General features: G+C 74.9%; 11 protein-coding genes. 8 read left to right on the plus strand and 3 right to left on the minus strand.

The features are described 5' to 3' along the window. Nucleotides 1–196: 196 nt before the first annotated feature. The gene (locus ACWF9Z_RS13025; RefSeq protein WP_453601120.1) at nt 197–1,660 is read right to left on the minus strand and encodes an SWIM zinc finger family protein; all 1,464 of its coding nucleotides are present in this window, start codon (nt 1,658–1,660) and stop codon (nt 197–199) included. A gap of 135 nt (nt 1,661–1,795) precedes the next feature. Here ACWF9Z_RS13025 and ACWF9Z_RS13030 point away from each other — a divergent pair, with 135 nt between their 5' ends. The 5 genes from ACWF9Z_RS13030 to sucD all read left to right on the plus strand — a co-directional run bounded on the left by ACWF9Z_RS13030 (nt 1,796) and on the right by sucD (nt 9,132). Continuing rightward, nucleotides 1,796–2,902, plus strand: a complete 1,107-nt coding sequence (locus ACWF9Z_RS13030) for an ATP-binding protein (RefSeq protein ID WP_453601122.1) — start codon at nt 1,796–1,798, stop codon at nt 2,900–2,902. Continuing rightward, nucleotides 2,899–5,229 carry a DUF5682 family protein gene (locus ACWF9Z_RS13035; RefSeq protein ID WP_453601125.1) on the plus strand — a complete coding sequence of 777 codons (2,331 nt, stop codon included), beginning with the start codon at nt 2,899–2,901 and terminating at the stop codon, nt 5,227–5,229. The genes ACWF9Z_RS13030 and ACWF9Z_RS13035 overlap by 4 nt, the downstream gene beginning before the upstream one ends. Before the next feature lie 275 nt (nt 5,230–5,504). Then, entirely contained in the window at nt 5,505–6,671 is a 1,167-nt protein-coding gene (locus tag ACWF9Z_RS13040; RefSeq protein WP_453601127.1) for a VWA domain-containing protein, read from the plus strand. 370 nt (nt 6,672–7,041) lie between these two features. Continuing rightward, nucleotides 7,042–8,220, plus strand: coding sequence for an ADP-forming succinate--CoA ligase subunit beta (gene sucC, locus ACWF9Z_RS13045; RefSeq protein ID WP_453601129.1), 1,179 nt, complete (start codon nt 7,042–7,044; stop codon nt 8,218–8,220). A gap of 21 nt (nt 8,221–8,241) precedes the next feature. Beyond that, nucleotides 8,242–9,132: a succinate--CoA ligase subunit alpha gene (sucD, locus tag ACWF9Z_RS13050; RefSeq protein WP_453601132.1), complete on the plus strand. Its 891-nt coding sequence runs from the start codon at nt 8,242–8,244 to the stop codon at nt 9,130–9,132. A 130-nt stretch (nt 9,133–9,262) separates the two neighbouring features. Here the strand turns inward: sucD and ACWF9Z_RS13055 are convergent, their stop codons facing one another. Further along, nucleotides 9,263–11,524: a helix-turn-helix domain-containing protein gene (locus ACWF9Z_RS13055; protein ID WP_453601134.1), complete on the minus strand. Its 2,262-nt coding sequence runs from the start codon at nt 11,522–11,524 to the stop codon at nt 9,263–9,265. Between the two features lie 119 nt (nt 11,525–11,643). Here ACWF9Z_RS13055 and ACWF9Z_RS13060 point away from each other — a divergent pair, with 119 nt between their 5' ends. Beyond that, entirely contained in the window at nt 11,644–13,380 is a 1,737-nt protein-coding gene (locus tag ACWF9Z_RS13060) for a cell division protein PerM (RefSeq protein ID WP_453601137.1), read from the plus strand. 171 nt (nt 13,381–13,551) lie between these two features. Here the strand turns inward: ACWF9Z_RS13060 and ACWF9Z_RS13065 are convergent, their stop codons facing one another. Then, the gene (locus tag ACWF9Z_RS13065; RefSeq protein ID WP_453601140.1) at nt 13,552–14,214 is read right to left on the minus strand and encodes a hypothetical protein; all 663 of its coding nucleotides are present in this window, start codon (nt 14,212–14,214) and stop codon (nt 13,552–13,554) included. 261 nt (nt 14,215–14,475) lie between these two features. Between ACWF9Z_RS13065 and purN the strand changes: the two genes are divergently transcribed. Then, nucleotides 14,476–15,099: a phosphoribosylglycinamide formyltransferase gene (gene purN / locus ACWF9Z_RS13070; protein WP_453601143.1), complete on the plus strand. Its 624-nt coding sequence runs from the start codon at nt 14,476–14,478 to the stop codon at nt 15,097–15,099. A gap of 32 nt (nt 15,100–15,131) precedes the next feature. Then, on the plus strand, nt 15,132–16,715 hold the full coding sequence (gene purH, locus ACWF9Z_RS13075) for a bifunctional phosphoribosylaminoimidazolecarboxamide formyltransferase/IMP cyclohydrolase (RefSeq protein ID WP_453601415.1): 1,584 nt from the start codon (nt 15,132–15,134) through the stop codon (nt 16,713–16,715). Nucleotides 16,716–16,822 lie beyond the last annotated feature (107 nt).

The raw sequence follows: 16,822 nt of genomic DNA on the forward strand, positions 1-16,822 counted from the left end.
CTTGGTTATTTTTTGTTTTCTCGTGGTGTGCGGCTGTGTGTCCCCCGGGGCCGGTGGCCCCGTCGCCCTCGTGGGTGCCGGGCCCCACGACCGCGGTCTCAACTGGCGTGGTTGTCGTCCACAAAAGCCCCCCGGCTCGGTCGTTCGTACACGGCGGCGCCCCCCGGCGCCGCCGTTTCCCGCCACCCGGTGCCCCTCAGGGCGACGTCAGTGCCACCGGCTCCGAGGAGCCCGGCTGCCATGCCGTCAACGGGGTGAATCCGCGGTGCCCGCATTCGCCGAACACCGTCACCGGCCCGCCCCCCGAGAGCGCGGCCAGTTGCCAGAGCCCCGCGCGGGGCCGGCTCCCGGCCCCGGTCAAGGGCACGGGCAGGGCGGACGTCCCTTCCACGTCCGCCAGTTGCCATGCTGTTTCTCCCGGAGGCCCGCCCGGCTGACCCCCTGGTCCACCCGGTATCGGCACCACCGGGCCGAGCAGCACCGGCCAGGACTCCAGCCAGGGGTCCTCGCGCAGCGCCGCGCCGTACGCCTCCAGTGCCGCGCCCGTGCTCACGCCCGTCGGCGTGCCCCCGTACGGCTCGGCCGCGGCGAACCGCTCGCCGAGGTCCGCGCGCAGCCCGGCGGAGCCCGGCCGGAAGCGGACTTCCGCGTCCAGCACCAGCCCGACGGGCAGCGCGAGCCCTGGAGCCCGCCCCGGCGGGCCGAAGTCCAGGACCAGGGCCGGCCGTCCGCCCGCCAGCCCGCGCAGCCATGTCCGGCGGGTGGTGAGGCGGCCGTCGGGTGACGCCGTGTCGTACTGGGCCAGCACGAGCCAGCGGTCCCGTACCGCCTCGCCCTCCGCCGTGGACGGCAGCCCCACCCTGGTGCGGACCGTCGAGGCCAAGGTCTCCGGGAGTCCGGACATCCCCAGCCAGGCCCGGTCCAGCAGGTGCAGCAGCGCGGCCTCCTCCAGCATCCGGGCGGGCCATCCGGTGCCGCAACTGGGTATCGTCCCCAACTCCCTCACCCGCGCGGCCAGTCCGGGAGCCTGCGCGTCGACCATGCGGGCGGCGGTCTCCTCCCATGCCGCGTACCCCGCCTGCTCCTGTCCGGCCAGGCCGCCGCGCACCAGGTCCTCGAGCCGCTGTTCCAGCTCGGTGACGCCCGCGCCGATCCGGGCCGCCCGCCGGTCGGCCCGCTTGCGGGCGGCCTCCGCGTCCGCCGGGCCGGCCGCCGCGGACCGGTCGGCGGCGGTCCGGGCGGCCTTCGCCGCCCGTTCCGCCAGCCACTCGTCCGCCCAGTCCGGAGCCCCGGCCGAAGCCTCGTCGGGCGCCCCCGCCGATCCCGCCGCCGATCCCGCCGCCGATCCCCCTCCCGGTCCTCCTCCCGGATCACCCACCCCTTCCGCCGACCAGAGCAACAGCAGCCCCAGCGCGTGCTTGCAGGGGAACTTCCGGCTCGGGCAGGAGCACTTGTACGCCGGGCCGGCCAGGTCGACGACCGTCCGGTACGGCTTGCTGCCGCTGCCCTTGCACAAACCCCACACCGCACCGGAAGCGGAACCTCCGGTCTGCGACCACGGCCCCGCCCCGCCGAGTCTGGCCCCCGCCTTGCGTGACGCATCGTCAGGAGCCAGAGCCAGTACCTGTTCCGCTGTCCAGCGGACCCCCTGCTCAGTCATGTGTCCCACCGTAGAGACCCCCACTGACAATCACTCTGACCTGCAACAACACAGCTATCAGGGCCCGTTGTCAGTGGTCGGGTGCATCGTGGTCACAGCAGTCGGAAGCGGCTGCGAGGCATTGGAGGGGGACCCATGACCACGACCGAGAACGAGACCGCCACCGAGGCGCTGCGACCGCACGCCGAAGACGCCTTCGCACACGAACTGAAAGCCCTGGCGGCCGCCGACGACCGGCCCCGCCCGACCCGCTGGAAGCTCTCCCCGTGGGCCGTGGCGACGTACCTCCTCGGCGGCACGCTCGACGACGGCACCGTCATCACGCCCAAGTACGTCGGCCCGCGCCGGATCGTCGAAGTCGCCGTCACCACGCTCGCCACCGACCGCGCCCTGCTGCTCCTCGGCGTCCCGGGCACCGCGAAGACCTGGGTGTCCGAGCACCTCGCCGCCGCCGTCAGCGGGGACTCCACCCTCCTCGTCCAGGGCACCGCCGGCACCCCCGAGGAAGCCATCCGCTACGGCTGGAACTACGCCCGCCTCCTCGCCCACGGCCCCAGCCGGGAAGCCCTCGTACCGAGCCCCGTCATGCGCGCCATGGCCGAGGGGATGACCGCCCGCGTCGAGGAGCTCACCCGCATCCCCGCCGACGTCCAGGACTCCCTCATCACCGTCCTGTCCGAGAAGACCCTCCCGATACCGGAGCTCGGCCAGGAGGTGCAGGCCGTGCGCGGCTTCAACCTCATCGCCACCGCCAACGACCGCGACCGCGGGGTCAACGAGCTCTCCAGCGCGCTGCGCCGCCGCTTCAACACCGTCGTACTGCCGCTGCCCGCCACCGCCGACGCCGAAGTCGACATCGTGGCCCGCCGCGTCGACGAGATGGGCCGTGCCCTCGACCTGCCGGCCGCGCCGGAGGGCCTGGAGGAGATCCGCCGCGTCGTCACCGTCTTCCGCGAGCTGCGCGGCGGCATCACCGACGACGGACGCACCAAGGTGAAGTCCCCCAGCGGCACCCTGTCGACCGCCGAGGCCATCTCGGTGGTCACCGGTGGCCTCGCCCTGGCCTCCCACTTCGGGGACGGCGTGCTGCGCGCCTCCGACGTGGCCGCCGGAATCCTCGGGGCCGTCGTACGGGACCCGGCCGCCGACAAGGTCGTCTGGCAGGAGTACCTCGAGGCCGTGGTGCGCGAGCGCGACGGCTGGAAGGACTTCTACCGCGCCTGCCGCGAGGTGACCGCATGAGCCCGCAGGCCGAGGAGCGCGGGCCGCTGCTGCTGGGCGTGCGGCACCACGGCCCCGGCTCCGCCCGCGCCGTGCGGGCCGCACTCGACGCGGTGCGGCCGGCGGCCGTCCTGATCGAGGGCCCGCCGGAGGGGGACGCGCTGCTGGCCCTGGCCGCGGACCCCGGGATGCGCCCGCCCGTCGCACTGCTCGCGCACGTCGCCGACGATCCCGGCCGGGCCGCCTTCTGGCCGCTGGCCGGCTTCTCCCCGGAATGGGCGGCCATCCGGTGGGCGCAGGAGCGGGACGTCCCGGTCCGGTTCATCGACCTTCCCGCCGCCCACTCCCTGGCACCGGCGGGCGGGGCGACGGACGGCACGGAGGGGGAGGAGGCGCAGCAGGAGGAGGCGCTGGACCCCGTACGGCTCGACCCGCTCGCCGTCCTCGCCGGGGCCGCGGGGTACGACGACCCCGAGCGCTGGTGGGAGGACGTCGTCGAGCACCGGGGCGAGGCCGGTGACGGGGGCGACCCGCTGGGCGCGTTCGAGGCCGTCGGGGAGGCCATGGGCGCCCTCCGCGAGGAGTACGGGGCGGGCGGCCACCACCGGGACCTGGTGCGCGAGGCGTACATGCGCCAGCGGATGCGGGCCGCCCGCCGCGAGTTCGGCGACGCGTACGCCGTGGTCTGCGGGGCCTGGCACGTCCCGGCCCTGCGGGCGAGGACCACCGCGGCCGCGGACAAGGCGCTGCTCGCCAGACTGCCCAAGGTCAAGGTGGAGACCACGTGGGTCCCCTGGACCCACCGCCGCCTCGCACGGGCCGGCGGCTACGGGGCCGGCATCACCTCGCCCGGCTGGTACGCGCACCTCTTCGCCGTCCGGGACCGGCCCGTCGAGCGCTGGCTGACCAAGGTCGCGGGCCTGCTGCGCGAGGAGGACCGGCAGGTCTCCTCGGCGCACGTCATCGAAGCGGTCCGGCTCGCCGACACCCTCGCCGCGATGCGGGGCAGGCCGGTGCCGGGGCTGACGGAGACCCTGGAGGCGGTCCGGGCGGTGATGTGCGAGGGCTCCGACGTACCGCTCGCGCTGATCGAGGACCGGCTCGTCGTGGGGGACGTGCTCGGCGAGGTCCCGGACGCTGCGCCCGTCGTTCCGCTCCAGCGGGACATGACCCGCCAGCAGCGCTCGCTGCGCCTCAAGGCCGAGGCGCAGGACCGGGAGCTGGAGCTCGACCTGCGCAAGGACACCGACACGGCCAAGTCCCTGCTGCTGCACCGGCTGCGGCTGCTCGGCATCGACTGGGGCGTACCGGTGGCCTCGCGCGGGAGCACGGGAACCTTCCGGGAGACCTGGCGGCTCCGCTGGGAGCCGGAGCTCGCCGTGCGGGTGGCCGAGGCCGGCATCTGGGGGACGACGGTGCTCGGGGCGGCCACCGCCAGGGCCGAGGCCGAGGCGGCGGACGCCGACGAGCTGGGCGCGGTCACCGCCCTCGCCGAGCGGTGCCTGCTGGCCGGGCTCTCCGAGGCGCTGCCCGCCGTCCTGCGGGCGCTCGCCGACCGGGCCGCGCTGGACACCGATGTGGCCGGCCTGGCCAAGGCGCTGCCCGCGCTGGCCCGTTCCCTGCGGTACGGGGACGTGCGCGGGACCGACGCGGCGGCGCTGGGCACGGTCGCGGCCGGGCTCGCGGAGCGGATATGCGTGGCGCTGCCGCCCGCCTGCGCGGCGGGGCTGGACGCCGACGCGGCGGCCGAGCTGCGCGGGCACGTGGACGCCGTACACGGCGCGATCGGGCTGCTGGGCACCGCCGGGACCGACGGCCTGCGGGAGCGCTGGTCGGCGGTGCTGGGCACGCTGGCCGGGCGGGACACCGTCCCCGGGCTGATACGCGGCCGGGCCGCCCGGCTGCTGCTCGACGACGGGCGGCTGCCGCCGCAGGAGACGGCCCGGCTGATGGGGCTCTCCCTGTCCCCGGCCTCGGCTCCGGCCGACGCGGCGGGCTGGATCGAGGGCTTCGCGGGCGGCGGCTCGGGCGGCGGGACCCTGCTGGTCCACGACGAGCGGCTGCTGGGGCTGATCGACGCCTGGCTGGTGTCGGTGCCGGAGCGGGCCTTCGTCGACGTACTGCCGTTGCTGCGGCGGACCTTCGGGGCGTACGAGCCGGGCGTGAAGCGGACCTTGGGGGAACTGGCCCGGCGGGGGCCTTCGGGCGGCGGTGCGCACGGGGGGACCGCGGGAGCGGGCTCGGGGGCGGGCTCGGGGGCGGCGGGCTTCGCCCCGGGGCTCGACGAGGGCCGCGCGGACGCGGTGGTGGGCCTGGTCCGCCTGCTCCTGGCGGGGGCGGCGGCCTGAGCGGAGCGGGCGCCCGAGCGGGACGGGCGCCCGAGCGGGACGGGTGCCCGAGCGGGACGGGTGCCCGAGCGGGGCGGGGCGGGAGCAGGGCGGGGCCGGAGGCACGGCTCCGGAACTCGGCCGCGGTGCCCCAGGCGGGGCGGGACGGTGCGGGAGGGTGCGGGGCGGGACGGTGCGGGGCGGGACGGCGCGGGATGGTGCGGGGCGGCGCGGGGCGGGGCGGCGCGGGCGTGGCTGGACGAGACGACGAGACGACGAGAGATGGGGACGGGCAGATGGGTGACGGTGGCGTGAGCGGGGCCGACGAGCGGGTGCGGCGGTGGCGGATGGTCCTCGGGGGCGAGGCCGACGGCACCGGGTGCGCGCTGGACGGGGCGGACGCGGGGATGGACGGCGTGCTCGGGGCGCTGTACGGAGGGGACGGCGGAGGGCGCCGGAGCGCGGGGGAGCGTTCGGCCGGGCTCGGCGGGTCCGCGCCGAAGGTGGCGCGCTGGCTCGGTGACATCCGCACCTACTTCCCCAGCTCCGTGGTCCAGATCATGCAGCGGGACGCGATCCAGCGGCTCGGCCTGTCCGCGCTGCTGCTGGAGCCGGAGATGCTGGAGGCCGTGGAGCCGGACGTGCACCTCGTGGGGACCCTGCTCTCCCTCAACAAGGCGATGCCCGAGACCACCAGGGAGACCGCCCGCGCGGTGGTCCGCGCCGTGGTCGGGCAACTGGAGAAGCGGCTCGCGAGCCGGACGAGGGCCACGCTCACCGGCGCGCTCGACCGCTCCGCGCGGGTCAGCCGGCCCCGGCACGCGGACATCGACTGGGACCGCACGATCCGGGCCAACCTGAAGAACTACCTCCCCGAGTACCGCACCGTCGTCCCCGAACGGCTGATCGGCTACGGCCGTGCGGCCCAGTCGGTGAAGAAGGAGGTCATCCTCTGCATCGACCAGTCGGGTTCGATGGCGGCGTCCGTGGTCTACGCCTCGGTCTTCGGCGCCGTCCTCGCCTCCATGCGGTCGATCTCGACCCGCCTGGTCGTCTTCGACACCGCGGTCGTCGATCTCACCGACCAGCTCGACGATCCCGTCGACGTGCTCTTCGGCACACAGCTCGGCGGCGGCACCGACATCAACCGCGCGCTCGCCTACTGCCAGTCGAAGATCACCCGTCCTGCCGACACGGTCGTCGTCCTCATCAGTGATCTCTATGAGGGCGGGATACGCGACGAGATGCTGAAGCGGGTCGCCGCGATGAAGGGCGCGGGCGTCGAGTTCGTGACGCTGCTCGCCCTGTCCGACGAGGGCGCCCCCGCCTACGACCGCGAACACGCCGCCGCGCTCGCCGCGCTGGGCGCACCCGCCTTCGCCTGCACGCCCGACCTCTTTCCGGACGTGATGGCCGCAGCCCTGGAGAAACGTCCCCTTCCCGCGCCCGTCCCGGCCTCCTGAACACGCCGTCCGCACGAGGTTCCGCGGCGCGGGCGCGGCGGCCGTCCGGGACCGGGCCGGACCGCCGTTCGGGGGCTTGTCCGGGGGCGGCTCCGGAGCCCGTCACGGCGCTCCGGTCTCGGCGGATCGCACGAAGACGCAGTTCAACCGTGAGGCGATCTGTGACAGGTATCACCGCTCAGGTGTGATCTGCGATTTAGGGACCTACGTCCCACGGGGATAACCTGCGGGACGGACATGCCGCGTCCACGGTCACCGTGTGCGCCTTCCTTGTGACAGCGCCGTCACGTTGCCCTCCGCGGCACGCCCACGCAGATAGCAGACAACCGCGAATCACTGCGAATCTTTTGAAGACAAGGGACGGACGCGCGTGGACCTGTTCGAGTACCAGGCGAGGGACCTCTTCGCCAAGCACGGTGTACCGGTGCTGGCCGGTGAAGTCATCGACACGCCTGAGGCAGCCCGAGCGGCCACCGAGCGCATGGGTGGCAAGTCGGTCGTCAAGGCGCAGGTGAAGGTCGGCGGCCGCGGCAAGGCCGGTGGCGTCAAGCTCGCCGCCACCCCCGACGAGGCCGTCGCTCGCGCGACGGACATCCTCGGCATGGACATCAAGGGCCACACGGTCCACAAGGTGATGATCGCGGAGACCGCTCCCGAGATCGCCGAGGAGTACTACGTCTCCTACCTCCTCGACCGGACCAACCGCACCTTCCTGGCCATGGCCTCGGTGCAGGGCGGCATGGACATCGAGGAGGTCGCGGAGAAGACCCCCGAGGCCCTCGCGAAGGTCCCGGTCAACGCCAACGAGGGCGTGACCCTCGAGAAGGCCCGCGAGATCGTCGCCCAGGCGAAGTTCCCGGAGGCCGTCGCCGAGCAGGTCGCCGAGATCCTGGTGACCCTGTGGGCGACCTTCATCGCCGAGGACGCGCTCCTCGTCGAGGTCAACCCGCTCGCGAAGGTGGCCGACGGCCGCGTCATCGCGCTCGACGGCAAGGTCTCGCTCGACGAGAACGCCGAGTTCCGCCAGCCGGGCCACGAGGAGTTCGTGGACCACGCTGCCGCGAACCCGCTCGAGGCCGCCGCCAAGGCGAAGAACCTCAACTACGTGAAGCTCGACGGCGAGGTCGGCATCATCGGCAACGGCGCGGGTCTCGTCATGAGCACCCTCGACGTCGTCGCGTACGCCGGCGAGAACCACGGCGGCGTCAAGCCCGCCAACTTCCTCGACATCGGCGGCGGCGCGTCCGCCGAGGTGATGGCGAACGGCCTCGAGATCATCCTCGGCGACCCGGACGTCAAGTCCGTCTTCGTCAACGTCTTCGGTGGCATCACCGCCTGTGACGAGGTCGCCAACGGCATCGTCCAGGCTCTGGCCCTGCTGGAGAGCAAGGGCGAGGCGGTCACCAAGCCGCTGGTCGTCCGCCTCGACGGCAACAACGCCGAGCTGGGTCGCAAGATCCTCTCGGACGCCAACCACCCGCTGGTCCAGCGCGTGGACACCATGGACGGCGCGGCCGACAAGGCCGCCGAGCTCGCGGCTGCGAAGTAAGGGCAGAGGTCACAGACTCACATGGCTATCTTCCTCAACAAGGACAGCAAGGTCATCGTCCAGGGCATGACCGGTGCCACGGGCATGAAGCACACCAAGCTGATGCTGGCTGACGGCACCAACATCGTCGGCGGCGTGAACCCGCGCAAGGCGGGCACCACCGTCGACTTCGACGGCACCGAGGTCCCGGTCTTCGGCTCCGTGGCCGAGGCGATGGAGAAGACGGGCGCCAACGTCTCCGTCCTCTTCGTCCCGCCGGCGTTCGCCAAGGCCGCCGTGGTCGAGGCGATCGACGCCGAGATCCCGCTGGCCGTCGTCATCACCGAGGGCATCGCGGTGCACGACTCCGCCGCCTTCTGGTCGTACGCCACCAGCAAGGGCAACAAGACGCGGATCATCGGCCCGAACTGCCCGGGTCTGATCACCCCCGGCCAGTCCAACGCCGGCATCATCCCGGGCGACATCACCAAGCCCGGCCGCATCGGTCTCGTGTCCAAGTCGGGCACGCTGACCTACCAGATGATGTACGAACTCCGTGACCTCGGCTTCTCCTCCGCCGTCGGCATCGGTGGCGACCCGGTCATCGGCACCACGCACATCGACGCCCTCGAGGCGTTCGAGGCGGACCCCGACACCGACCTGATCGTCATGATCGGTGAGATCGGCGGCGACGCCGAGGAGCGTGCGGCGGACTACATCGCCAAGCACGTCACCAAGCCGGTCGTCGGCTACGTCGCGGGCTTCACCGCCCCCGAGGGCAAGACCATGGGCCACGCCGGCGCCATCGTCTCCGGTTCCTCGGGCACCGCGCAGGCCAAGAAGGAGGCCCTCGAGGCCGCCGGCGTCAAGGTCGGCAAGACGCCGACCGAGACCGCCAAGCTGGCGCGCGAGATCCTGAACGCCGCTCACTGACAGCGGGAACAGCAGTAGGCGCGCGGCACCGTACGGATCTCCGTACACGGCTCCGCGGGCAGTGACGGGCGTGGCCCGCACCCTGTGAAGGGGTGCGGGCCACGCCCGTTTCCGTAGGGCCCCGCGGCCCTCACTCGGCCTTGGGTGAGACCCGCGCCGGTCCGGCCGCCGGGTCGGACCGGAGCTTTTCGTGCAGTTGGCGGCTCTCGTCCGAGAGCTGCTGCGGGCCGCTGTGCGGGGGCACGCCCGACACGTTCGCGCCGGGGGCGAGCGGGGGCACGTACTCCGTCGGCGCGGTCGACGCCGTGTACGCCGCCGCGACCGCGATCATCGCCGTCAGCCCTATGGCCGCCCGCGTCCACCGCCGCGCCCGGCCCTCGCCGGCCGCCCGTACGACGGCCGCGGCGCGCGGCTCCAGGGGGACGGCCGGCGTCAGCGTGCCGAGCCGCTCGCGCAGCAGCGCGGACTGCTTCTCGGGAGCCGCGGCGGCCAGTGCCGGGATCCGGTCGGCGAGTTCGGCATGCGCGTTGACCAGGCGGCCGCCGGCCGTCGGGGTCGAGGCCTCGGTCTCGGCGGCGGTGTCCGGGAGGTCCAGCCCCACGCCGTCGTAGAGGAGCACGGTGCGGCGGTGGGTGGGCGGCAGCGCGAGCATCGCGTCCATGAGGATCCGGTCGCCGGTGTCGGCCGGAGGCTTGTCGGGGTGTTTGTGGGCCCGTCTGAACTGGTGCCAGGGCGAGAGCGCGTACTCGTACGTGGCCGCGCGCACCCAGCCGACCGGGTCAGGGTCGGTGGCGACCGCGGGCCAGCGTCCCCACGCCTGCTGGAAGGCGCGCTCGACGGCCTCCTGCGCGAGGGTGCGGCGGCCGGTGAGGAGGTAGGCCTGGCGGGTGAGGGCCGGTGCGGTGCGCTGGTAGAGGGCGTCGAAGGCGGACACGGCGGCGTCGGAGCGGGGACCCTCCGGGGCGGTACCGGCCTCCGCGCCCGGGGTTGCGTCGCCGGGCACCGGCTCCGCACGGACGGCCACGGTCGGGCAGGGGACGGGGGCGGTGTCGGTGTCGGTTGCCGGGGTGGTGGTGCTCGCGGCCGGGGTGGCGTCGGTGCCCGGGGTGGTGCTCGCGGCCGGGCCGGGGTCGGTGCCCGGGGTGGTGGTGCCCGTACCCGGGCCGGTACCCGCGTCCGGGCTTGTGGTGTTCGCGCTCGGGCCGGTACCCGCGTCCGGGCTTGTGGTGTTCGCGCTCGGGTCGGGGTCGGTGCCCGGGGTGGTGGTGTTCGCGTTCGGGTCGGCTTCTGCGCGCGGGTCGGTGGTGCTCATGGCCGGGTCGGTGTCGCTGCCCGGGGTGGCGGTGCCCGAGCTGGTGGTGCTCGCGCTCGGGGCGGGGCCCGTGGTCCCGCCGCCGGTGCCCGCACCCGGGCCGGTGTCGGTGCCCGCACCCGGGCCGGTGTCGGCGCCGGTACCCGGGCCGGTGTCGGCGCCGGTACCCGGGCCGGTGTCGGCGTCCGGGCCGGTACCCGCGCCCGGGCCGCCGCCCGTTCCCGTGCCCGGGTTGTTCGGGGGGACCGGAGCGCCGGGGCGGAGGGTGGCCAGGCCGCCGCCACCGCCCGCGGCGGTCCTCACCGTGGCCCTGGCCTCGTGCCGGGGCGCCGCGGCCGGGGGCTTCGCGGCGCGCTTGACGCCCGCCTTGGGCCGCGTCTGCGCGCCGACGGGCCGCGCCGCGCCGCGGCCGCGCGGCCCGAACCGGCCGTCGGCGTGGTCGGCGGCCGGTTCGGCGGCGTCGTCGACGTCGGCGTTGCGGGCTGACGCGGCGTCCGGGTCCGCGGCAGCGGCTTCCGTTGGTGCCCCGGCCCCGTCCGACACGCCGTCCACCGACACGCCGTCCACCGACACGCCGTCCACCGACACACCGTCCGCCGCGGCGGTGGCCGCCGCCGGTGTCGGGACATCGGCAGCGGAGCCGGAGCCGGAGCCGGAGCCGGAGCCGGCTCCGGCGGTCGCGGTCTGCGGCCCCACCGCGGGCGTCGCGGCTTCGGCGCCCGCGCCGACGGCCTCACCGGCGCCGGCGGCCTCGCCCCCGCCCGCGCCCGCGCCGATGGCCCCGCCCACGGCTGCCGCGCCCTCGCCCTCGTCGGCGGCCTCGTCAGCCGGAGTGGCGGGGGTGTCCTTCCTCGTCCGGGACCCGGTGTTCGCGTCGGCGGTGAGCCGGGTCAGGAGCTTCGCGTACGCCTCCCGCTTGCGGCCGCGGGGCTCCGTGCGCCCCGTTTCCCAGGAGCGGACGGTGGTCGCCGTGACGCCCACCGCCGCCGCGACCTCCTCGTGCGTGAGCTCGGCGGCTTCGCGCAGGCGCCTGCGTTCCTTCGGGGTGGGGAGGCTCAGCTCCGTGACGCTTTGTGTCATGCCACACTCCCCGCGACCCGGACGCCCTGAGCGAAAAAGTACATAAACGTATATTGGGCGACACCACGGGCATTCGCCTGTTACCCGTCCATAGCGCGTGTCGTTGGCACCATGGCGGGGTGACCCAAGTGACCGAACGCGGGACCTCGTTGCCCAAGCCCCCCAGGGCCCCCGCCCGGCGCCGTTCACCGGCCGCCGCCGCCTGTGCCGTGGGCGGGGCCGTGGCCGCGGGACTGGGCCTCGGATTCCTCGCGGTGCTCGTCATCGTGCTGTGGATCAGTTCCCCGTACCCCGACAGCGGCCCCGGCGGGGCCCTGCACCTCGCCGCGGGGCTGTGGCTGCTCGCCCACGGGACCGAACTGGTGCGCTACGAGACCCTCTCCGGGGTGCCCGCCCCCGTAGGCCTGACCCCGCTGCTGCTCATCGCGCTGCCCGCGCTGCTCATCCGGCGCGCCGCCCGGCTCGGCAGCGCGGCCGACGAGGACCGGGGCGCGGAGCCGCTGCCCGCGGGGGTCGTGTTCTCGGCCGTGCTCTGCGGCTACCTCGGCGTCGGCGCCTTCGCCACGGTGTACGCGGCGGGCGGGCCGATGCCCGCCGACCCGCTCAGCGCGGCCTGGCACCTCCCGCTGGTCGCCGCCCTCGCCGCCGCGGGCGGGGTCTGGGAGGCCCGGGGCAGGCCGCTCGGGCCGCTGCCCGCCCGGTTCACACGCCCCCGGTACGAGCTCGCGCTGCGCGCCGGAGCCGGCGGGGCCCTGGTGCTGCTCGGCGGCGGAGCCCTGGTGGTCGCCGTGTCGCTCGCCTGGCACGGGGCGCAGGTGCAGAGCTCCTTCGGGGCCCTGACCGGAGTCTGGTCCGGCCGCTTCGCGGTGCTGCTGCTGGCCTTCGCCCTGATCCCGAACGCGGTGGTCTGGGGCGCCGCCTATGCCCTCGGCCCCGGCTTCGCGCTGGGTGCCGGAGCCGCCGCGACCCCGCTCGGGTGGATCGGCTCGCCCGCGCTGCCCCGCTTCCCGCTGCTCGCGGCGCTGCCCGCGGAGGGCCCCGGAACGCCGCTGACCTGGGCCGTCGCCGGAGTTCCGGTGGTGGCCGGGCTGGCGGTGGGCTGGTTCGCGGTACGCCGGGCGCGCGAGGTCTCGTACGGGGAGACCGCGCTCACGGCGGCCTTGGGCGCGCTGGTCTGCGCCCTGGCGACGGCCGGGCTCGCGGCGGCTTCCGCGGGGCCGCTCGGCTCCCGGGAGCTGGCCGCCTTCGGCCCCGTCTGGTGGCAGGTGGGCGGCGCGGCCCTGGCCTGGACGGTGACGCTCGCGGTTCCGCTGGCCGTGACCGTGCACGCGTGGCGCAACCGGCCGGCGCGGGGCCTGTCCGACGAGGGCGGCCGGGACGGGTGGCACGACAGCGGCGTGCGGGAGGCCCGCTGGGCGGCCCTGCGCCGCGCGGCGGGCACCCTGATCCCGGACTTCTCCTCGGCGCCGGAGCGCGCCGCCGGGGGAGCGGCGGAGGAACACCCGCGGCCGGTGCCGGCGAGCGCGGGACCGGGCGCCGGACCGTCGGCGGCATCGGGCACGGCACCGGCGCCGGCGAAGCGCTCGGTGCTGGTCGTTCCCGGTCTGAAGCTGGACCTGACCCCGATCCCGCTGTCGGCACTCCCGGCGGCCCCCGCGGCCCCGGCCGTACCCGTGCCGTCCGCCGGGCCGCCGCCGACGCACCTCGCGGCGCCCCCGCGGCCGCTCGTGCCGCCCGTGACCGGAGCCCGCGTCCTGGCCCGCCGCAAACCGGGGCACGAGGCCGGGCACGAGGCCGCGCGGGAGGCCGCGCGGGCCGAGCCGCCGGGGCCTCGGCCGGCCGGTCAGGCGGAGTGAGCCGGTGGCGCGCACCCGGCCCGGAGGCCTGCCTGCGGAGTCGGCCGGAGGCCGGGGCCGGTCGGGCGGGCGGAGTGCGCGGCGCTTGCGGTCACGGCCGGGGCCGTGACCGGAAGGGCTCGCCGGGCCCGGCACGGTCCGGAAGGGACGGCCTCGGCCCGGCCGTACGGCCTAGCGCTGGACGCGGAGCATCTTGCCGATGAAGTTGTCCGGCAGGAGGTCGTTGCACTGGAGCTCCGCCGACTTCGTCAGGGCGTCCTGCGAGCAGACGTAGAAGTCCTTGTACGTGAGCTGCACCGCGTACGAGGACACGGCCAGCAGGATCGCCAGCGACGCGGTGACCAGCCCGCTCACCGCCGCCGTCCGCTGGGGCCGGGCCGCGGCGCCCAGGGACGCCAGCCCGCCCCGGGCCTCGGCCGGCGCGGCCTCGCCGGTCCTGTTCGCGGCGGCGTCGGGCCGGCCGGACCCGGTGGATCCGTCGGCCGGGGAGGGCTTCACCGGGACGCCCCGGAGCGCGCTGATGCCCCAGTACAGGGCCAGGACGCCCAGCAGCAGCCCCACCGAGGGAATTCCGAACACCCCGAAGAAGAACCCCCACATGCCGGCCAGCAGCGCGTACCGCGCCCGCCGCTGGATCGGGTCCGTCGGGTCCCAGCGGGCCGGTCCGGATCCAGGGGTCTCGCCCGGTCCCTGACCGGAGCCGCCCCCGGAGTCGCCCCCGGAGTCGCCGTCGCCGCCCGCGCGCGGCTCCCACGGCTGGTCGGGCCGGCCTTCCGGCGGCGCCGCGAAGGGGTTGTCGTCGGTGGAGGGGTCGGGCTGGCGGCGGTCCGGCATCGGGTGTGTTTCATCCCCTGTGTCATGGACGTCACTGGGACGTCGGAGGCCTGAATGCGGCGTGTACGCCAGACGCTACCGCCCACCCGCTCCCCCGTCCCCCGGGGGCCGTCCCGCGTGCCGGTATCGTTGCAGGCGGTCGGTGGCTTCGTATGGTCCGCCTATTCAGGCGACCCGAGGTTTCGTACGACCATACAAGTCGAACCACGTGCCCCCAGCTCAGGCCGGGGGTGTGCCCCCGCCCGAGAAAGGGCTCACTCCATGGCCCCCTCCCGCCTGGTCGTGCTGGTCTCCGGCTCCGGCACCAACCTCCAGGCCCTCCTCGACGCCATCGACGCCCACCCCGGTGGAGCCGAGGGCTTCGGCGCCGAGGTCGTCGCCGTCGGGGCGGACCGCGAGAACATCGCCGGCCTGGAGCGCGCCGAGAAGGCGGGCATCCCCACCTTCGTGTGCCCGGTCAAGGCGTACGGGAGCCGCGCCGAGTGGGACGCGGCCCTGACCGCGGCGACCGGAGCCCACGCGCCGGACCTCGTGGTCTCGGCGGGGTTCATGAAGATCGTGGGCCCGGAGTTCATCGGCCGTTTCGGCGGCCGGTTCATCAACACCCATCCCGCCCTCCTCCCGGCCTTCCCGGGCGCCCACGGCGTACGGGACGCACTCGCCTACGGCGCGAAGGTCACCGGCTGCACCGTCCACTTCGTGGACTCCGGCGTGGACACCGGTCCGATCATCGCCCAGGGTGTGGTCGAGATCCGGGACGAAGAGGACGAAGCCGCTCTTCACGAGCGGATCAAGGAAGTCGAGCGCCAGCTGCTCGTCGAGGTCGTGGGGCGCCTGGCCCGGCACGGCTACAGCATCGAGGGACGAAAGGTAACGATCCAGTGACCGCCGCAGAGGCCGCAGGGACCGCAGAGACCGTGACCGCACAGGGCGAAGAGCTCGCCGCGTCGAAGCGCCCGATCCGGCGCGCTCTCGTCAGCGTCTACGACAAGACGGGGCTGGAGGAGCTGGCGCGCGGCCTGCACGAGGCGGGTGTCGCGCTCGTCTCGACCGGCTCCACCGCCGCGAAGATCGCCGCGGCCGGGGTGCCCGTCACCAAGGTCGAGGAGCTGACCGGCTTCCCCGAGTGCCTGGACGGCCGCGTCAAGACCCTTCACCCGCGCGTGCACGCCGGCATCCTCGCCGACCTGCGCCTGGAGGACCACCGCAACCAGCTCGCCGAGCTGGGCGTCGAGCCCTTCGACCTGGTCGTCGTCAACCTCTACCCCTTCCTCGCGACCGTCCAGTCGGGCGCGACCCCGGACGAGTGCGTGGAGCAGATCGACATCGGCGGCCCCTCGATGGTCCGCGCCGCCGCCAAGAACCACCCCTCGGTGGCCGTCGTCACCAGCCCGCGCCGCTACGCCGACGTGCTCGCCGCCGCCCAGGGCGGCGGCTTCGACCTCACCGCCCGCAAGCGCCTCGCGGCCGAGGCCTTCCAGCACACGGCGGCGTACGACGTGGCCGTGGCCTCCTGGTTCACGAACGTGTACGCCCCGGAGCCGGAGGCCGTGCTGCCCGAGTTCCTGGCCGGCGCGTGGGAGCGCAAGGCGGGCCTGCGCTACGGCGAGAACCCCCACCAGGCCGCCGCCCTCTACACGGACGGGCAGCCGGGCGGGCTCGCCAACGCCGAGCAGCTGCACGGCAAGGAGATGTCCTTCAACAACTACGTGGACACCGAGGCCGCGCGCCGCGCCGCCTACGACCACGAAGAGCCCTGCGTCGCGATCATCAAGCACGCCAACCCGTGCGGCATCGCCGTGGACAAGAAGGACGTCGCCGCGGCCCACCGCAAGGCGCACGCCTGCGACCCGCTGTCCGCCTTCGGCGGGGTCATCGCCGTCAACCGCCCGGTGACCGTCGAGCTCGCCGAGCAGGTCGCGGAGATCTTCACCGAGGTCATCGCCGCCCCGGACTACGAGGCCGGCGCGGTCGAGATCCTGGCCAAGAAGAAGAACATCCGCGTCCTGAAGGTGGCCGGCACCCCGCACCAGCCGGGCGACCTGAAGCCCATCTCCGGCGGCGCGCTGCTCCAGCACAGCGACGTCTTCCAGGCCGAGGGCGACGACCCGGCCAACTGGACCCTCGCCACCGGCGAGGCCCTCTCCGCCGCCGACCTCGCCGACCTCGCCTTCGCGTGGAAGGCCTGCCGCGCGGTCAAGTCCAACGCGATCCTGCTCGCCAAGGACGGCGCCTCGGTCGGCGTGGGCATGGGCCAGGTCAACCGCGTCGACTCCGCGAAGCTCGCGGTCGAGCGTGCGGGCGCCGAGCGCGCGCAGGGCTCGTACGCCGCGTCCGACGCGTTCTTCCCCTTCCCGGACGGGCTGGAGATCCTGACCGCCGCGGGCATCAAGGCCGTGGTCCAGCCGGGCGGTTCGGTCCGCGACGAGCAGGTGATCGAGGCCGCGAAGGCGGCGGGCGTGACGATGTACTTCACCGGGACCCGGCACTTCTTCCACTGAGCCCCGCCGGTGACCGGCCGGCATCCGCCGGTCCGGGCCGGAACCGCAGACGGCGAAGGCGGCGCGGCGCCGCCGGCGCACGAGTGGGGGAGCACGCGACGGAGCGA

It is taken from the genome of Streptomyces sp. NPDC054961 (assembly GCF_053609145.1).